Origin of the sequence: Streptomyces sp. NRRL S-118 (genome assembly GCF_000716335.1) — a bacterium.
In the GTDB taxonomy this organism is placed as follows: Bacteria; Actinomycetota; Actinomycetes; order Streptomycetales; family Streptomycetaceae; genus Streptomyces.
In genome coordinates, this window is the sequence record NZ_JOBL01000099.1 from 25,313 (window position 1) to 41,457 (window position 16,145).

Sequence of the window (16,145 nt, forward strand, 5' to 3'; positions counted from 1 at the left end):
GGGCCCGTGCGCGCCCGGCGGCCTACGTGCGCGTGGCGGCCGGCTCGTCCACCGGTGAGCCCTGCGCGGGCACCCCCTTGGACGTCCGGCCGGCGCCGAACTCGTACTCGTACAGCTCGCGCCACACACCGTCCGAGCCCTGCTCGTAGAGCGCGAAGGAGCCGACCGTCCACGCCGCCTCGAAGCCGGCGAGTTCCTCGTACGCCCGGTCCATCGCCTCGTCGGGGATGCCGTGCGCCACCGTCACGTGCGGGTGGTACGGGAAGGCCAGCTCGCGCGCCAATGGACCGGAGGCGTCACGGACCTGCCGCTGCAGCCAGGAGCACGCCGACGCACCCTCCACGACCTGGACGAACACGACCGGCGACAGCGGCCGGAACGTGCCCGTGCCGCTCAGCCGCATCGGGAACGAGCGGCCGGCCGCCGCGACGGCCGCCAGGTGCGCGCGGACCGCGGGCAGCCGCCCCGCGTCGACCACGGTCGGCGGCAGGAGGGTGACGTGCGTGGGGATGCCGTGCGCGGCGGGATCCCCGAAGCCCGCGCGCCGCTCCTGGAGCAGGCTGCCGTAGGGCTCCGGGACCGCGATCGAAACGCCGAGCGTTACGGTCCCCACGTCGTTCTCCGTTCTCCTCGGTACGGTCGTCCGTCCGGTCGGTGCCGTCGCGGCGCGACCGGTGCGCCGCCAGTGTGGCGGGTGCACCCGCCCCATGACCAGAGTGGTCCGGACTCAGTGCTTGGCGGGCAGGAAGCCCACCTTCTCGTACGTCCGCGCGAGTGTCTCGCCGGCGACGGTGCGCGCCTTCTCAGCGCCCTTGGCCAGGATCGAGTCCAGCGTCTCGGGGTCGTCCAAGTATTCCTGGGTGCGGGTCCGGAACGGGGTGACGAAGTCCACCATCACCTCGGCGAGGTCCGTCTTCAGCGCCCCGTACATCTTGCCCTCGTAGGCCCGCTCCAGGTCGGGGACGGAGGTGCCCGTGAGGGTCGACATGATCGTCAGCAGATTGCTGACGCCCGGCTTGTTCTCCAGGTCGAAGCGGATCACGGTGTCGGTGTCCGTGACCGCGCTCTTGACCTTCTTCGCGGTGGTCTTCGGTTCGTCCAACAGGTTGATCAGGCCCTTCGGCGTGGACGCCGACTTGCTCATCTTCACCGTCGGGTCCTGCAGGTCGTAGATCTTCGCCGTTTCCTTCAGGATGTACGGCGCCGGGACGGTGAACGTCTCACCGAAGCGGGCGTTGAACCGCTCGGCGAGGTCCCGGGTGAGCTCGATGTGCTGGCGCTGGTCCTCGCCGACCGGCACCTCGTGCGCCTGGTAGAGCAGGATGTCGGCGACCTGGAGGATCGGGTACGTGAACAGGCCGACGGTGGCGCGGTCGGCGCCCTGCTTGGCGGCCTTGTCCTTGAACTGCGTCATGCGGCTCGCCTCGCCGAAGCCGGTCAGGCAGTTCATGACCCAGCCGAGCTGGGCGTGCTCGGGGACGTGGCTCTGGACGAAGAGCGTGCAGCGCTCGGGATCGAGGCCCGCCGCGAGGAGCTGGGCGGCGGCGAGCCGGGTGTTGGCGCGCAGCTCGGCCGGGTCCTGCGGGACGGTGATCGCGTGCAGGTCGACGACCATGTAGAAGGCGTCGTGGGTCTCCTGGAGCGCCACCCACTGACGGACCGCACCGAGGTAGTTGCCGAGGTGGAACGAGCCTGCGGTGGGCTGGATTCCGGAGAGCACACGAGGACGATCAAAGGCCATGTTCCTCATTCTCTCAGGTGCGGCCGACAGCTCGGGAACGCGTCCGGCGGAGGGGGGAACCGCGGGACGCGCCGGGGATGCGGAGGCCGTACGCGGAGCTGGTCCGCGCCTTCCGGGCCGGTCGCGCCGCGGGCGGCCGCGGGGCCGTCCGGGCGGGTGCGGAGGCGGAGGACGGGGTGCGGCAGGCCCCCTTCGGGGCGTACCGCCCGCCGGGGCGGTTCCGGGACGGGGGGGCGTTCCTGCCGTGGCTGCCGCGGATCGTGCTCGATGAGACGAGGAACACAGTGCGTTCGGCGGTCCGGCAGCGGGCCGCGGCCGGGAGGCGGGAGCCGCTGATTCCGGAGTCGGCCGGCCCGGAAGGGCCGGCCGTCGCGGCGGGGCGGCCGTCGCGGTGGAGCAGCGCGCGCAGCGAGCCGGCGGGCGCCGGTACCGGCGCCCTCACCCTGCGCCCGAAGTCCCCGTGCCGGGCCTCGCCGGGGAGGCCGGCACGGGAGTCCCGGCATGGGTGCGGCTGGACCGGGAGGCCGCCGGGCCCCGCCCGGGAGCCCGCCGCCGGGGTGGCTAGACCGGGAGGCCGGGGGCCCCGCCCGGGAGCCCGCCGCCGGGGTGGCTAGACCGGGAGGCCGGGGGCCCCGCCCGGGAGCCCGCCGCCGGGGTGGCTAGACCGGGAGGCCGGGGGCCCCGCCCGGGAGCCCGCCGCCGGGGTGGCTAGACCGGGAGGCCGGGGGCCGGGTGGGCGGCCATCAGGTCGGCGACCTCGGCGCGGATCTTGGCCAGGGTGTCCTCGTCGCCCGTGCGCGCCGCGGTGACGCCCCGGTCGATCCACTCGGCGACGGCCGCCATGTGGTCCGTGCCGAGGCCGCGCGAGGTCAGGGAGGGGGTGCCGATGCGGATGCCGGAGGGGTCGAAGGGCTTGCGCGGGTCGTACGGGACGGTGTTGTAGTTGACGACGATCCCGGCCCGGTCGAGGGCCTTCGCGGCGACCTTGCCCGGGACGTCCTTCGGGGTGAGGTCCATCAGGATCAGGTGGTTGTCCGTCCCGCCGGACACGAGGTCGAAGCCGCGGGCGAGCAGCTCGGCGGCGAGGGCCCTGGCGTTGGCGACGACCGCGTGGGCGTAGTCGCGGAAGGCCGGCTGGGCGGCCTCGTGGAGGGCGACGGCGATGGCGGCCGTCGTCTGGTTGTGGGGACCGCCCTGGAGGCCCGGGAAGACCGCCTTGTCGATGGCCTTGGCGTGCTCCTCGCGCGACATCAGCATCGCGCCCCGCGGCCCGCGCAGCGTCTTGTGCGTGGTCGTGGAGACCACGTCCACGTGCGGTACGGGTGAGGGGTGGGCGCCGCCGGCGACGAGCCCCGCGATGTGCGCGATGTCGGCGACCAGCACGGAGCCGGCCTCCCGGGCGATCTCCGCGAAGGCGGCGAAGTCGATGGTCCGCGGCAGGGCGGTGCCACCACAGAAGATGATCTTCGGCCGCTCCCTGAGGGCGAGGTCGCGGACCTGGTCGAAGTCGATGAGGCCCGTGTCCTGGCGTACGCCGTACTGGACGCCGCGGAACCACGTGCCGGTGGCGGAGACGCCCCAGCCGTGGGTGAGGTGACCGCCCATCGGGAGGGCCATGCCCATCACGGTGTCACCGGGCTCGGCGAAGGCCAGGTAGACGGCGAGGTTCGCCGGGGAACCGGAGTACGGCTGCACATTGGCGTGGTCGGCGCCGAACAGGGCCCTGGCCCGGCCGGTGGCGAGCAGCTCGACCCGGTCGATGTTCTGCTGGCCCTCGTAGTAGCGGCGCCCGGCGTAGCCCTCGCTGTACTTGTTCTGCAGGACGGTGCCGGAGGCTTCCAGCACGGCGCCGGAGACGTAGTTCTCGCTGGGGATCAGGCGCAGGGTCTCGGCCTGCAGCCGCTCCTCGGCACCGACGAGCGCGGCGAGTTCGGGATCGGCCGCGGAGAGGGCCGGGTGGTGCTGGGGAAGGGAAAGGTCGGTCATGGCGTCCTCCAGGGGGGCCGGCAGCAGTCACGATCGACGAGGTCCCCAGGCGGGCGGCACCTCGCGCGGTCTGCCGCGCACGGCTCCCCCGGGGTCGCTTCCCCGTACGCCAGTCGCCGTGCGTAGGGCCACCTTAACGGTCGGGTCGATCGAAGGTTTCCCCGTCCGCATGGCGAGCGACGATAGATACGGGTGCACCCCCGGCCCACGGCCGCAGGACGAACGGAGACCCCGTGTCGAGAACGCAAGAGGCGATCGCTTCCGCGGAAGCGCGCAGTGCGCACAACTACCACCCGTTGCCCGTCGTCGTCGCCACCGCGGAGGGCGCGTGGATGACGGATGTCGAGGGGCGCCGCTACCTCGACATGCTCGCCGGATACTCCGCGCTCAATTTCGGGCACGGCAACCGGCGGCTGATCGAGGCCGCCAAGGCCCAGCTGGAGCGGGTGACGCTGACCTCCCGCGCCTTCTACCACGACCGGTTCGCGGACTTCTGCGCGCAGCTGGCCGACCTGTGCGGCATGGAGATGGTGCTGCCGATGAACACGGGCGCGGAGGCGGTGGAGACCGCCGTGAAGACCGCCCGCAAGTGGGGCTACCGCGTCAAGGGCGTCCCGGACGGCATGGCGAAGATCGTCGTGGCGGCGGACAACTTCCACGGCCGGACGACCACGATCGTCAGCTTCTCGACCGACCCGGAGGCGCGCGCCGACTACGGGCCGTACACGCCGGGCTTCGAGATCGTGCCGTACGGGGACGCGGCCGCCCTCGAGGAGGCGATGACGGAGAACACCGTGGCCGTGCTGCTGGAGCCGATCCAGGGCGAGGCCGGGGTGCTGGTGCCGCCACCGGGCTACCTCGCCCGGGTCCGGGAGCTGACCCGGGAGCGGAACGTGCTGTTCGTCGCGGACGAGATCCAGTCGGGCCTGGGCCGCACCGGGCGGACGTTCGCGTGCGAGCACGAGGGCGTGGTGCCGGACATGTACGTGCTCGGCAAGGCGCTGGGCGGCGGTGTGGTCCCGGTGTCGGCGGTGGTGTCGAGCGAGGCGGTCCTCGGGGTGTACCGGCCGGGTGAGCACGGCTCGACGTTCGGCGGGAACCCGCTGGCCTGCGCGGTGGCGCTGGAGGTGATCGCGATGCTGCGCACCGGCGAGTACCAGCAGCGGGCGGCCGAGCTGGGCGACCACCTCCACCACGAGCTGGGGCTGCTGGCCGGCGGCGGCGCGGTGGAGGCGGTCCGCGGGCGCGGCCTGTGGGCGGGCGTCGACATCGTGCCGGCCCTGGGCACCGGCCGGCAGATCTCGGAGCGGCTGATGGAGCGCGGGGTCCTGGTGAAGGACACCCACGGGTCGACGATCCGGATCGCCCCTCCGCTGGTGATCGGCAAGGAGGACCTGGACTGGGGGCTGGAGCAGCTGCGCGCCGTGCTGGGGGACCGCGTCAGAGGATGACGTGGGGCAGGAAGCGGGCGTACTCGTCCGTGACCGGCCCCGAGGACTCGCGGATGCCGAGCCCCGCCGCCTCGCCCTCGACGACCCACGCGCCGAGCACGACGCGGTTGCCGTCGAAGTCGGGCAGCGGGGCCAGCTCCTGGTAGCAGCAGCGTTCCTCGCGCGGCGCGGGGTCCGCGCCCGGCTCGTGGAGGGTGACCCCGGCGCCCTCCCGGCCGAGGAGCGGCTTGGCGACCCAGCCGGGGCCGGAGGGGGCGGCCAGCTCGCGCGGCCCGTCCAGATAGGCCGGCAGCAGGTTCGGGTGGCCGGGGTACAGCTCCCACAGGATCGCCAGGAGTGCCTTGTTGGACAGGAGCATCTTCCAGGCGGGCTCGATCCAGCAGGTGGTGCCGGTGCCGCCGCCGTTGTCGAGGGTGTCCAGGACGTGCGGGGCGAAGGGGTCCGTGGTCAGCCACTCCCACGGGTAGAGCTTGAAGCAGCTGCGGATGAAGCGCAGCCGGTCGTCGACGAAGCGGCCGGAGAGCCGGTCCCAGCCGATCTGCTCGACCGACAGCGCCTCGGTGGCGAGTCCGGCCTGCTCCGCGGTCTCCCGCAGGTAGGCGACGGTCATCAGGTCCTCGCCGAGCTCGTCGCCGTCGGAGTGGACGAAGTGCACCGGGCCCGGCGGCAGGAGCGCGGCCTGCCGCTCCCACGCGGCGACGAGCCGCTCGTGGAGGGAGTTCCACTGGTCGGCACCGGGGAACCGTTCCTCCATCCAGAACCACTGCGGGCTGGCGGCCTCCACCAGGGAGGTGGGCGTGTCGGCGTTGTACTCCAGCATCCTGGCCGGGCCCGTACCGTCGTAGCGCAGGTCGAAGCGCCCGTAGACGGAGGGCAGTTCGGCGCGGCGGCGCCACGACTCGGCCACCAGTCCGGCGAGGCGGGGGTCGGTGATGCCGAGGTCGGCGAACCGGTCCCGTTCCACGATGTGGGCGGCCGCCGCGAGGCACATGGCGTGCAGTTCCTCGACGACCTCCTCCAGCGCCTCCACCTCGGGCAGCGAGAAGACGTAGTAGGCGCTCTCGTCCCAGTAGGGGCGCAAGGAGCCGTCGGGGTACCGGGTGAGGGGGTAGACGAGCCCCTGCTCCTCCACGGTCCGCTGCCATCCGGGGCGCGGCTCGATGGTGTGACGCTTCATGGCCGTTCCGCCGCCCGGCTCAGCCGCCGCCGGAGCCGGAGCAGCCGAAGCCGCCGCGCTCGACGGCCGACTTGTCGAAGCTGCCGCCGGAGACCTTGCCGTCGCTGACGCTGCCGCCGTAGTAGTACTGGCCGCGGGCGGTGCCGCTGCTCCCGCTGCCGCTGTCGCACTCGTAGCTGGGGAGCTTGTCGCGCGTGACCGGGTCGACGCAGCGCTTGTCCGGCTCCGAGCCGCAGGACGTGATCGTCGCCGCGAGCACCCCCATGCCGCCGAGCACGACCGTGCTCGACCTCAGCCTGCGCATCCGCCCACCTTCCGTCGCTCTCCCGGTCCCTCGCGGACCACGGACCGCACAGACTAAAGGGCCGCCCGGGCCGGTGGTGAGGCCGGTCCGCCAACCCGCCCCCGCCACTGCCGCTTTGCGCCCCTTCGGGCCACTATGGAAGGACGCGGCACAGGGCGTCCAGCGCGCCCGCCCAGGCGCTGTCGGTCGGCGTCCCGTAGCCGACGACGAGCCCGTCGTGCCCGCGCGCGGCGTCCGGGTGGCGGAAGCGGTCCAGGCCCTGGAGGGCGAGGCCCTGCCAGGCGGCGGCCTGGATGACCGACTGCTCGGTGCCGGGCGGGAGTTCGAGCACGGCGTGCAGCCCGGCGGCGATGCCGCTGACCCGGATGTGCGGGGCCCGCTCGGCGAGCGCCGCCACGAGCTGGTCGCGCCGTCTGCGGTACCGCAGCCGCATGCCGCGGACGTGACGGTCGTACGCCCCCGAGGCGATGAACTCGGCGAGCGTGAGCTGGTCCAGGGCGCTGGAGACCCAGTCGGTGTCGCCCTTGGCGGCCAGTACCTCCCCCACCAGGGACTCGGGCAGCACCATCCACGCCAGGCGCAGACCGGGGGTGAGGGACTTGCTCGCCGTCCCGAGGTGGACCACGCGGTCCGGGTCGAGGCCCTGCAGCGCCCCCACCGGCTGCCGGTCGTAGCGGAACTCGCCGTCGTAGTCGTCCTCCAGGATCAGTCCGCCCGTGCGCCGCGCCCAGTCGACGGCGGCGGCGCGCCGCTCGGGAGGCAGCGCGCCGCCCAGCGGGAACTGGTGGGCGGGCGTGATCAGCACGGCGCCTTCACGGTCGAGCGCGGCGGTGCGGGTGCCCTGGTCGTCCAGGGGCAGCGCGGGGGTGCGCAGCCCCGCTTCGAGGAGCAGGTTCCAGTGGACGTCGAGGCCGTACGACTCGACGGCGACGTCCCGGACGCGGCGGGCCCGCAGCACCTTGCCCAGCAGCATCAGCCCGTGCACGAAGCCGGAGCAGACCACGATCCGGCCGGGGTCGGCGTGGACGCCGCGCGCCCGGGCGAGGTAGTCGGCGAGGACCGTGCGCAGTTCGACGCGGCCGCGCGGGTCGCCGTACCCGAACGCCTCGTGCGGGGCGGCCGTCAGCGCCCGGCGGGCCGCCTTGAGCCACTCGCCGCGGGGGAACGAACCGAGATCGGGGGTGCCGGGGTGCAGGCTGTGCGTGGGGGTGACGGGCCGCCGCGGGCGCGCGGCCGGGAGGGCGGCGCCCGCGCGGGCGGGGCTCGCGCCGCGGGCCGCGGAGCCGACGCGGGCCGGGGCGGCGGCGCGGGCCGGGGGCACCCCGGGCGGTGCGGGCGGCCTGCGCGGCACCGCCCGGCGGGCGACGCGCGTGCCGGAGCCCTGGCGGGCCGTCAGCCAGCCCTCGGCGACGAGCTCCGCGTACGCATCGGCGACGGTGTTGCGCGCGATGCCCAGGTCGGCGGCGAGCGAACGGGACGAGGGCAGCCGTGCGCCGGGGGCGAGCCGCCCCGTGCGCACGGCCTCGCGCAGCGCCTCCATGAGACCGGCGCGCAGCCGGGGGCCGCGGATCTCCAGATGCAGGTCCGTGCCGGAAGTGGCCCACGAATCCGTCATGGAAATGGACCATACCCCTGCGCCACCCGCCCCGTACGGTCGACGTCATGACGACGAACGCCACCACCACGGCCCCGGACACGGCCCCGGACACGGCCCCGCAGAAGCAGTCCCCCGCCCACCCGCGGTACGCACCGGAGCAACCGCCGCGGCTCGCCTGGGCGACGCACGCCCCCGAGGTCTACAAGGCCATGGTCAAACTGGACGCGGCGGCCCGGAAGGGCCTGGACCCGGTCCTGCTCGAACTGGTCAAGATCCGCGCCTCGCAGATCAACCACTGCGCCTTCTGCCTGGACATGCACACCAAGGACGCGCTGGCGGCCGGCGAGTCGGTGGAGCGGATCGTCCAGCTCGGCGCGTGGGAGGAGTCGCGGCACTTCTACACCGAGAAGGAGCTGGCGGCGCTCGAACTGACCGAGGCCGTGACGGTGCTGACGGACGGTTTCGTACCCGACGAGGTGTACGAGAAGGCGGCGCGGCACTTCGAGGAGGCCGAACTGGCCCAGCTGCTGGCCGCGATCACGGTCATCAACGCCTGGAACCGCTTCGGCGTGACCACCCGCCTGGCCCCGGGCCACTACACGCCCGGCCAGTTCAAGCACTGAGAGCCGGCTTCCGCCGATCCCGGGGGGTCGGCCCGCCCGCCGTCCCGGATCCGCCGCCCCGGGAAGCCGCCGCCCGGGAACTCCGCCGCCCCGGGAAGCCGCCGCCCGGGAACCTGTCCACGCCCGAGACCCGTCGATCGCCCGTGAGGCCCCGCATGACGCCGCCACCACGCCCCCCGTCCCCCGTCGCCGCCTTCCGTGCCCTGCACCACGGCCGCGCGCCCGGCGACCCCCTCGTCCTGCCGGGACCATGGGACGCGGCGAGCGCCCGGGCCTTCGAGGCGGCCGGCTTCCCGGCCCTGGCGACGCCGAGCGCGGGGGTCTCGGCCTCGCTCGGGTACGAGGACGGCGCGACGCCCCCGGCCGAGATGTTCGCCGCCGTCGCCCGGATCGTCCGGTCCGTGTCCGTGCCGGTCTCGGCGGATGTGGAGAGCGGCTACGGACTGCCCGCGAAGGAGCTGGTGGCGCGCGTCCTGGAGACCGGCGCCGTGGGCGTGAACCTGGAGGACACCGAGGCGGGTGCGCTCAGGGACCCCCGGCACCACGCCGACCGGCTCGCGGAGGTACGGGCGGAAGCGGGCGGCGCGCTGTTCGTCAACGCCCGCGTGGACTCGTACCTGCACGGGGTCACGGACGTGTCCGAGGTGATCGACCGCTGCCGCCGGTACGTCGAGGCGGGCGCCGACTGCGTCTACCCGATCGGCATCCCGCCGGAGCACCTTCCGCCGCTGCGCGCCGTGATCGCCGCTCCGGTCAACGCGGTGTCGCCGCCCGGGGCGCCGGACGTGGCGGAACTCGGCCGCCTCGGCGCGACCCGCGTCACCTTCGGCCCGGGGCTGCTGCACCGCACCCTGGCGGAGCTGCGGACCGTCGCGGGCGAGCTGCGCGGACCGGGCCCGGAGTCCCGATAACCGCTGGGCAGGCGACACGCGCGTGTTCCATCCTGGGATGCCGTGTCCCCGCCCCCGAAGGGAGCTCGCCGTGCCCACCGAACGCATCGGCCCGCCATTGGTCGGTGACGAACGCACCATGCTGCGCGCCTTCCTGGACTACCACCGCGCGACCCTCGCGATGAAGTGCGACGGCCTGACCGACGAGGACCTGCGCCGCCGGTCCATGCCGCCGTCGGAGCTCTCCCTCCTCGGCCTGGTCCGCCACATGGCCGAGGTCGAACGGGCGTGGTTCCGGCGCACGATCGACGGCGAGGAGGACCTGCCCCTCGTCTGGTCGCCGGACGGGGACTACCAGACGGCGTACGACGCGGCGGACTCGACGCGTTCGGAGGCGTTCGCCGCCTGGGAGGCGGAGGTCGAGCACTCCCGCCGCATCGAGCGGGAGGCCGCCTCCCTCGACGTCACCGGACACAATGCCCGCTGGGACATCGACGTCTCGCTGCGCCACGTGATGCTGCACCTGATCCACGAGTACGCCCGCCACAACGGCCACGCCGACTTCCTCCGCGAGGGCATCGACGGCACGGTCGGCGCGTAGGGCCACCGCCCTGCAACCGAAGGCGCCACCGGAGGCCGGGAGGCGGGGAGGGCCGGGCGGGCAGCGGAGGCCGGGGCGGGGAGCCGGACACGTGAATGCACCATTTGTCCGATTACCCTGTTTCTGTGGACATCTATCCGGTACGCACCGGGGCCGAACGGGGTGGACAGCCGCCCGCTGCCGGGGTGCGTGCGGAGATCCTCGCCTCCTGGGAGCGTTCGCAGTCCCTCGGCATCGACAGCGAGGGACCCGCGCCGCTCCCCGTCGAGAGCGATCTGGACCCGGACTCGCGGTTGCTCAGGGCCGCCGCGCCCGTCCTGGAGCGGCTGTGGCGCCGGTTCGCCGGCCTGCCCGTCACCGTGACGCTGGCCGACTCCCGGGCGAACATCGTTGACCGGCGCGGCGACACGATGGGTCTTGAGCTGATGGACGCCGCCTCGCTGGTGCCGGGCGCCAACGTCGACGAGCGGTTCATGGGCACCAGCAGCGTCAGCATGGTGCTGAGCACCCGGGCGCCCTTCGTGGTCGTCGGCCACGAGCACTTCCTGCACAACCTCAAGGCCCTGACCTGCATGGCCGCTCCGGTACGCGATCCCGTGGGCGGCACCGTGCAGGGCGCGGTCAACCTCTCCGTCCCCGAGGAGCTGGCCGAGCCGGGCATGGCCCTGCTGCTCCAGGACGCCACCGAGCGGATCGCGGACCGCCTGCTGGAGCTCAGCACGGCCAGGGAGCGCAGTCTGGTGCACTCCTTCCTCCAGGACCGCGACCGCGGCGCGCACGCCCGGATCGACCTGCACTCCGGCGAGCTCGCCGGCCCCGGCGCGGCCGCTCCCCCGCTGGCCCGCCAGGAGCGGCGGGCGCTGCTGGAGGCCGCCGTCCAGCTGATCTCCTCGACGGAGGAGGCGTTCGCCGAGGTCACCCTGGCGGGGGGCCGGGTGGCCGCCCTGCGCCGCAGGCAGCTGCGCCACGGCGACGCGGAGGGCGCGGCGGTCGAGGTCACCTTCCCGGACGTGCGGCACTCCGCCCCGGTGGGGACGGCCGCGCCCGGTACCGCGGCGTCCGGCGCCGCCGCGTCCGGCGCCGCCGCGTCCGGTGCGTCCCACGCCGCACCGGGCAGCGCGGCCGCCGGTTCCGCCGCCACGGCGACCGCACCCGACGGGCGCCAGGTGCCGCTGCTGCATCCGCCCGGGCCCGCCGGGCCGCCGCGGGAGGAGCCCCCCGGCCCTCCGGTCCCCGCGACGACGAACGCCCCGGTCCCGCCCCTCACGGAGCGGCCGGAGACCGAGGCCGCGGCGACCCCCGCGACCGGTCCGGGCGAGCCGGGCAGCCGCCCGGACGCCTGGCTCCTGCTGGTGGGCGAACCGGGCGTGGGCCGTCTGGCCGCCGAGGCCCGCGCGCGGCTGTCCCTCCTGAACGAGGCCGGCGTGCGCATCGGCACCACGCTGGACATGCGGCGCACGGCCGAGGAGCTGGCCGCGATCGCGGTACCGCGCTTCGCCGACCTGGTCGTGGTGGACCTGGTCGAGGGGGTGCTCGCGGGGGAGGAGCCGCCGCCGGGCCCGCCGGCCCCCGGCACGACACTGCGCCGGACCGCCACCGCCGGAACCGGAACCGCCAGAACCGGAACCACGACCGCGCCCACGGCCACGGCCACGACCGCCCACGGAACGATCGGACCCACCGAATCCGCCGGGTCCGCCGGGGCCGGAACCGGGGCCGGAGCCGGAGCCACCACCGAACCCGCCGGGGACTCCCCCGCCTCCTCCGCCCGCGGCCCCGGCGAGCCCGTGAGCTACCCGCCCGGCACGCCCCAGGCCCGCTGCCTCGCCACCGGACGTCCCGTCGCGGACTCCGTCGCGACCGCGGCCCTCGCACCGGCGCACTCCGCGGGCGGCGCCCACCCGGTCGGGCTGCTGGGCGAGGGCGTGCACGCGTATCTGGCCGCACCGCTCTGCGCCCGGGGCGCCGTCCTCGGGCTGGCGGGGTTCTACCGCCGCGGCGAGGACCGGCCGTACGAGGAGGACGACCTCACCCTCGCGGCCGAGCTCGCGGCCCGTGCCGCGATGAGCGTGGAGAACGCCCGCCGCTTCGGCCGCGAACGCAACGCCTCCCTCACCCTCCAGCGCAGCCTCCTGCCGCGGGAGCTGCCCCGGCTGACCGGGGTGGACCTGGCCTCCCGCTACCTGCCCGCCGGCGAGGGCGCCGGGGTCGGGGTGGGCGGGGACTGGTTCGACGCGATCCCGCTGTCGGGCCTGCGGGTGGCACTGGTCGTCGGGGACGTGGCCGGGCACGGTCTCCAGGCGGCCGCCACCATGGGCCGGCTGCGGACCGCGGTGCGCACCCTGGCCGGCCTGGACCTGCTGCCGGAGGAGGTTCTCGCCCACCTGGACGACCTGGTCGGCCGGGCGCCCGAGGTCACCGGTGACACCCTGCCCGGCACTCCCCCGGACGCCACCGCGCCCGGCGTCCCGCCCGACGACATGGACGTGGACCCGGCCACGGCGGCGACCTGCCTGTACGCGGTGTACGACCCGGTTTCCGGCTGCTGCACGGCCGCGCGCGCCGGGCACCCGCCGCCCGCGGTGGTGGCCCCGGAAGGCACGGCGCGGCTGATCGACCTGCCCGCCGGACCACCGCTGGGTCTCGGCGGCCTGCAGCCGTACGAATCGGCCACCGTGGAGCTGGAGCCGGGCAGCCTGCTCGCGCTCTACACCGACGGCCTGCTGAAGGAGGACCGCGGCTACGGGATCTCCGACACGCGGCTGGATCAGCTGATGGCCGCGCTCGGCGCGTGCGGGGACGGTTCACCGGCCGGACGCCGTGACGGCTCGCCGGCCGGGCGCGGGGACGCCGCCGCGCCGCTGGAGCCGATCTGCGACCGGATCACCGGCACCCTGCTCCCGGACGGCCCGCGGGACGACGTGGCCCTGCTGCTGGCCCGCGTGCACGCGCTGCCCGGGGACCGCGTCGCGGCCTGGGAGCTCCCCGCCGAACCGTCCGTCGTCGCCACGGCGAGGTCGCTGGTGCGGCGGCAGCTGGAGGAGTGGGACCTGGAGCACCTGGAGTTCACCACCGGGCTGGTGGTCAGCGAGCTGGTCACCAACGCCGTGCGCTACGGCGGCCGGGGCCCGGTGTCGCTGCGGCTGCTGCGGAACGGATCGCTGATCTGCGAGGTGTCCGACCACAGCAACTCCTCGCCCCGCATCCGGCGCGCCGCCACGACCGAGGAGGGCGGGCGCGGCCTGTTCCTGGTCGCGCAGTTCACCAGGACCTGGGGCGCCCGCTACATGCAGCAGGGCAAGACCGTGTGGGCGGAGCAGGTGGCGCACGCCGGGCGCCGCACGCCGGAGGCGGACGAGGATGCGCTGCTGGACATGTTCGACGACCTGGGCTGAGCCGGCCGGCGTCCGCGCGGGGTGCCCCGCGGCGCACCGCCCGCCGGCATGCGACCGCCGCCGCGCGGGCGTAACGTCCCTGTATGGGTGAGGTGTGGGCGTGAGGCGACGCAGGAGCACGGCCCGGGGAACCGGTGCCGGGGCCGCCGGACCGCGCGGGGAGTCCGACGGTGACCGGCGTTGACCCACCGTCGCAGGACGCCGCCCTGGACGCGGCGCTCGGTGAGACGATGCGCCGCACCGGGGCGTCCATCGGTGCCTTCTACCTGCTGGACCGGGAGCACCAGCTCCTCCGTCTCGTCGTGGTGGGCGGGGTGCCCGCCGACCTCGTCACGCCGTGGTCGCGGATCCCGCTGGCCTCCCCCGCGCCCGTGACCGACGCCGTGCGCGGCAACCGGCTGGTCTGGGTCGGCGACCAGGCGGAGATGGCCCGGGCCTATCCGCGCTCCGCGGTGGCGCTGCCCTACCGGATCGCGCTGGCCGCCGTACCGGTCGACGGCGAGCGCCGCTGGGGCTCCCTGCTGCTGATGTGGCCCGGCAGCCATCCGCCGCGGGCCACCCGGCGCGAGCGCGGCAACATCATGTCCAGCAGCCGGCGGCTGGGCCGGGTGCTGGACGACGCGGCGCGCGGGGGCCACCCGGTGACGGCGCCGGACGAGCCGCGCGTGCTGCCCGGCCCCGCCGTCCGCGTGCCGAGCACGCCGCAACCCGCCCTCGCAGCCGCTGACTTCGCCGAGCGGCTGCCGGAGGGGTGCTGCGCGCTGGACCTGGAGGGCCGCATCACCTTCGTCAGCTCGCGGGGCGCCGGCCTCCTCGGCCGCGGCGCCGACGCGCTGCTGGGCCTGCTGCCCTGGCAGGCGCTGCCCTGGCTCGACGACCCGGTGTACGAGGACCGCTACCGCGCGGCGGTCATCAGCCGCCAGCCGGTTGCGTTCACCGCCTGTCGGCCGCCCGACCGGTGGCTGGACTTCCGGCTCTACCCCGACGCGAGCGGCATCAGCGTCCGCATCACCCCCTCGAACGCCGGGCCGGCGCGCGCCCAGGACGACCGGTCCCCCATCACCGGCGAGCCGCGGCCGACCGCACCGACCCGGGCGGGCCAGCTCTACCAGATGATGCACCTGGCGGCCGCGCTCACCGAGGCCGTGGGCGTGCAGGACGTGGTGGACCTGGTCGCCGACCAGATCATGCCGGCCTTCGGCGCCCACGGGCTGGTGCTGTCCAGCGCCGAGTCGGGCCGCCTGCGCATCACCGGTTCGCGCGGTTACCCGGCCCACGTCATCGAACGCCTCGACGGGCTGCCGGTGAACACCCGGTTCACCCCCGCGGGGCAGGCGCTGACCACAGGGGTGCCGTCCTTCTTCAGCCATCCCCAGGAGATGGCGCGGATCTACCCGGAGGCCCCGCTCGTCAGCGGCAAGCAGGCGTGGGCGTTCCTGCCCCTGGTCATCTCCGGCCGCCCGGTGGGCATCTGCGTCCTCACGTACGACCGCCCGCGCGCCTTCCCCGCCGAGGAGCGCGCCGTCCTCACCTCACTGGCGGGTCTCATCGCGCAGGCGCTGGACCGGGCGCGGCTGTACGACGCCAAGCACCAGCTCGCCCACGGCCTCCAGGAAGCGCTGCTGCCGCACCGCCTCCCGACCGTCGACGGCCTGCGGGTCGCGGCGCGCTACCTGCCCGCCACGCTCGGCATGGACATCGGCGGCGACTTCTACGACCTGCTGCGGATCGACGCCACGACGGCCGCCGCCGTGATCGGTGACGTGCAGGGCCACAGCGTCGCGGCGGCCGCGCTGATGGGGCAGGTCCGGACCGCCGTCCACACGCACGCGACGGCGGGCGCGGCGCCCGGCGAGATCCTGGCCCGCACCAACCGCCTGCTCCTGGACCTCGATCCGGGCCTCTTCACCACCTGCCTGTACGCCCACCTCGACCTGCGCCGGGGCCGGGCGCGGCTGGTCAGCGCGGGCCACCCGCCGCCCCTGCTGCGCGGCTCCGACGGCCGGGCGCGGGCCCTGGACGTGCCGCCGGGCCCCGCGCTGGGCATCGTCCCCGACGCGTCGTACCCCGTGACGGAGGTCCCGCTGCCACCGGGCACGCTGCTCGCCCTGTACACCGACGGTCTGGTGGAAACCGCCGGGTCGGACATCGAGGAGGCCATCGCGGAGCTCGCCGCGCGCCTCACCGACGCCGGCGACGAGGACCTCGACCGGCTCATGGACACGGTCCTCGGCCGTGCGGGGCCCGCGGACCAGCGCACCGACGACATCGCGCTGATGCTGCTGCGGGCGACCGGGATGTGACGGAAGCGGAGGACGGGTCCGCGGGGCCGGGAACGCGCTGTCCGATTGCCGCCGGTGCCAGGAGGTGCGGGCCGCCG

Annotated in this window: 12 protein-coding genes; 6 read left to right on the forward strand and 6 right to left on the reverse strand. The window is 75.0% G+C overall.

Annotated features, from left to right (window positions below; all coding sequences use genetic code 11):
- Window positions 1–22: 22 nt before the first annotated feature.
- The 3 genes from IH00_RS0100155 to glyA all read right to left on the reverse strand — a co-directional run bounded on the left by IH00_RS0100155 (window position 23) and on the right by glyA (window position 3,727).
- A complete protein-coding gene (locus IH00_RS0100155; protein ID WP_031068134.1) occupies window positions 23–613 on the reverse strand; it encodes a 2'-5' RNA ligase family protein in 591 nt (196 codons plus the stop codon).
- A 114-nt stretch (window positions 614–727) separates the two neighbouring features.
- Window positions 728–1,741, reverse strand: a complete 1,014-nt coding sequence (gene trpS, locus IH00_RS0100160) for a tryptophan--tRNA ligase (protein ID WP_031068136.1) — start codon at window positions 1,739–1,741, stop codon at window positions 728–730.
- Between the two features lie 708 nt (window positions 1,742–2,449).
- Window positions 2,450–3,727 (reverse strand): serine hydroxymethyltransferase, encoded by a 1,278-nt coding sequence (gene glyA, locus IH00_RS0100170; protein WP_031068141.1) that lies wholly within the window; start codon window positions 3,725–3,727, stop codon window positions 2,450–2,452.
- 233 nt (window positions 3,728–3,960) lie between these two features.
- Here glyA and rocD point away from each other — a divergent pair, with 233 nt between their 5' ends.
- Window positions 3,961–5,178 (forward strand): ornithine--oxo-acid transaminase, encoded by a 1,218-nt coding sequence (rocD, locus tag IH00_RS0100175; RefSeq protein WP_031068143.1) that lies wholly within the window; start codon window positions 3,961–3,963, stop codon window positions 5,176–5,178.
- Here rocD and IH00_RS0100180 read toward each other — a convergent pair.
- From IH00_RS0100180 to IH00_RS0100190, 3 genes are all read right to left on the reverse strand, one after another.
- Window positions 5,168–6,355: a glutathionylspermidine synthase family protein gene (locus IH00_RS0100180; protein ID WP_031068145.1), complete on the reverse strand. Its 1,188-nt coding sequence runs from the start codon at window positions 6,353–6,355 to the stop codon at window positions 5,168–5,170. The two genes, rocD and IH00_RS0100180, sit on opposite strands and share 11 nt — an antisense overlap.
- 19 nt (window positions 6,356–6,374) lie before the next feature.
- A complete protein-coding gene (locus IH00_RS0100185; RefSeq protein ID WP_031068147.1) occupies window positions 6,375–6,659 on the reverse strand; it encodes a hypothetical protein in 285 nt (94 codons plus the stop codon).
- A gap of 133 nt (window positions 6,660–6,792) precedes the next feature.
- On the reverse strand, window positions 6,793–8,274 hold the full coding sequence (locus IH00_RS0100190) for a MocR-like pyridoxine biosynthesis transcription factor PdxR (RefSeq protein ID WP_031068149.1): 1,482 nt from the start codon (window positions 8,272–8,274) through the stop codon (window positions 6,793–6,795).
- A gap of 47 nt (window positions 8,275–8,321) precedes the next feature.
- On the opposite strand from IH00_RS0100190, the gene IH00_RS0100195 reads away from it, so the two are divergent.
- The 5 genes from IH00_RS0100195 to IH00_RS0100220 all read left to right on the forward strand — a co-directional run bounded on the left by IH00_RS0100195 (window position 8,322) and on the right by IH00_RS0100220 (window position 16,068).
- Entirely contained in the window at window positions 8,322–8,879 is a 558-nt protein-coding gene (locus tag IH00_RS0100195) for a carboxymuconolactone decarboxylase family protein (RefSeq protein WP_031068151.1), read from the forward strand.
- A gap of 155 nt (window positions 8,880–9,034) precedes the next feature.
- Window positions 9,035–9,790, forward strand: a complete 756-nt coding sequence (locus IH00_RS0100200) for an isocitrate lyase/PEP mutase family protein (protein ID WP_031068153.1) — start codon at window positions 9,035–9,037, stop codon at window positions 9,788–9,790.
- A 37-nt stretch (window positions 9,791–9,827) separates the two neighbouring features.
- Complete coding sequence (locus IH00_RS0100205; protein WP_199819663.1) at window positions 9,828–10,370, forward strand: DinB family protein; 543 nt, start codon at window positions 9,828–9,830, stop codon at window positions 10,368–10,370.
- 125 nt (window positions 10,371–10,495) lie between these two features.
- Complete coding sequence (locus IH00_RS36785) at window positions 10,496–13,765, forward strand: SpoIIE family protein phosphatase (RefSeq protein ID WP_039945908.1); 3,270 nt, start codon at window positions 10,496–10,498, stop codon at window positions 13,763–13,765.
- 170 nt (window positions 13,766–13,935) lie between these two features.
- Window positions 13,936–16,068, forward strand: a complete 2,133-nt coding sequence (locus IH00_RS0100220; protein WP_031068156.1) for a SpoIIE family protein phosphatase — start codon at window positions 13,936–13,938, stop codon at window positions 16,066–16,068.
- Window positions 16,069–16,145 lie beyond the last annotated feature (77 nt).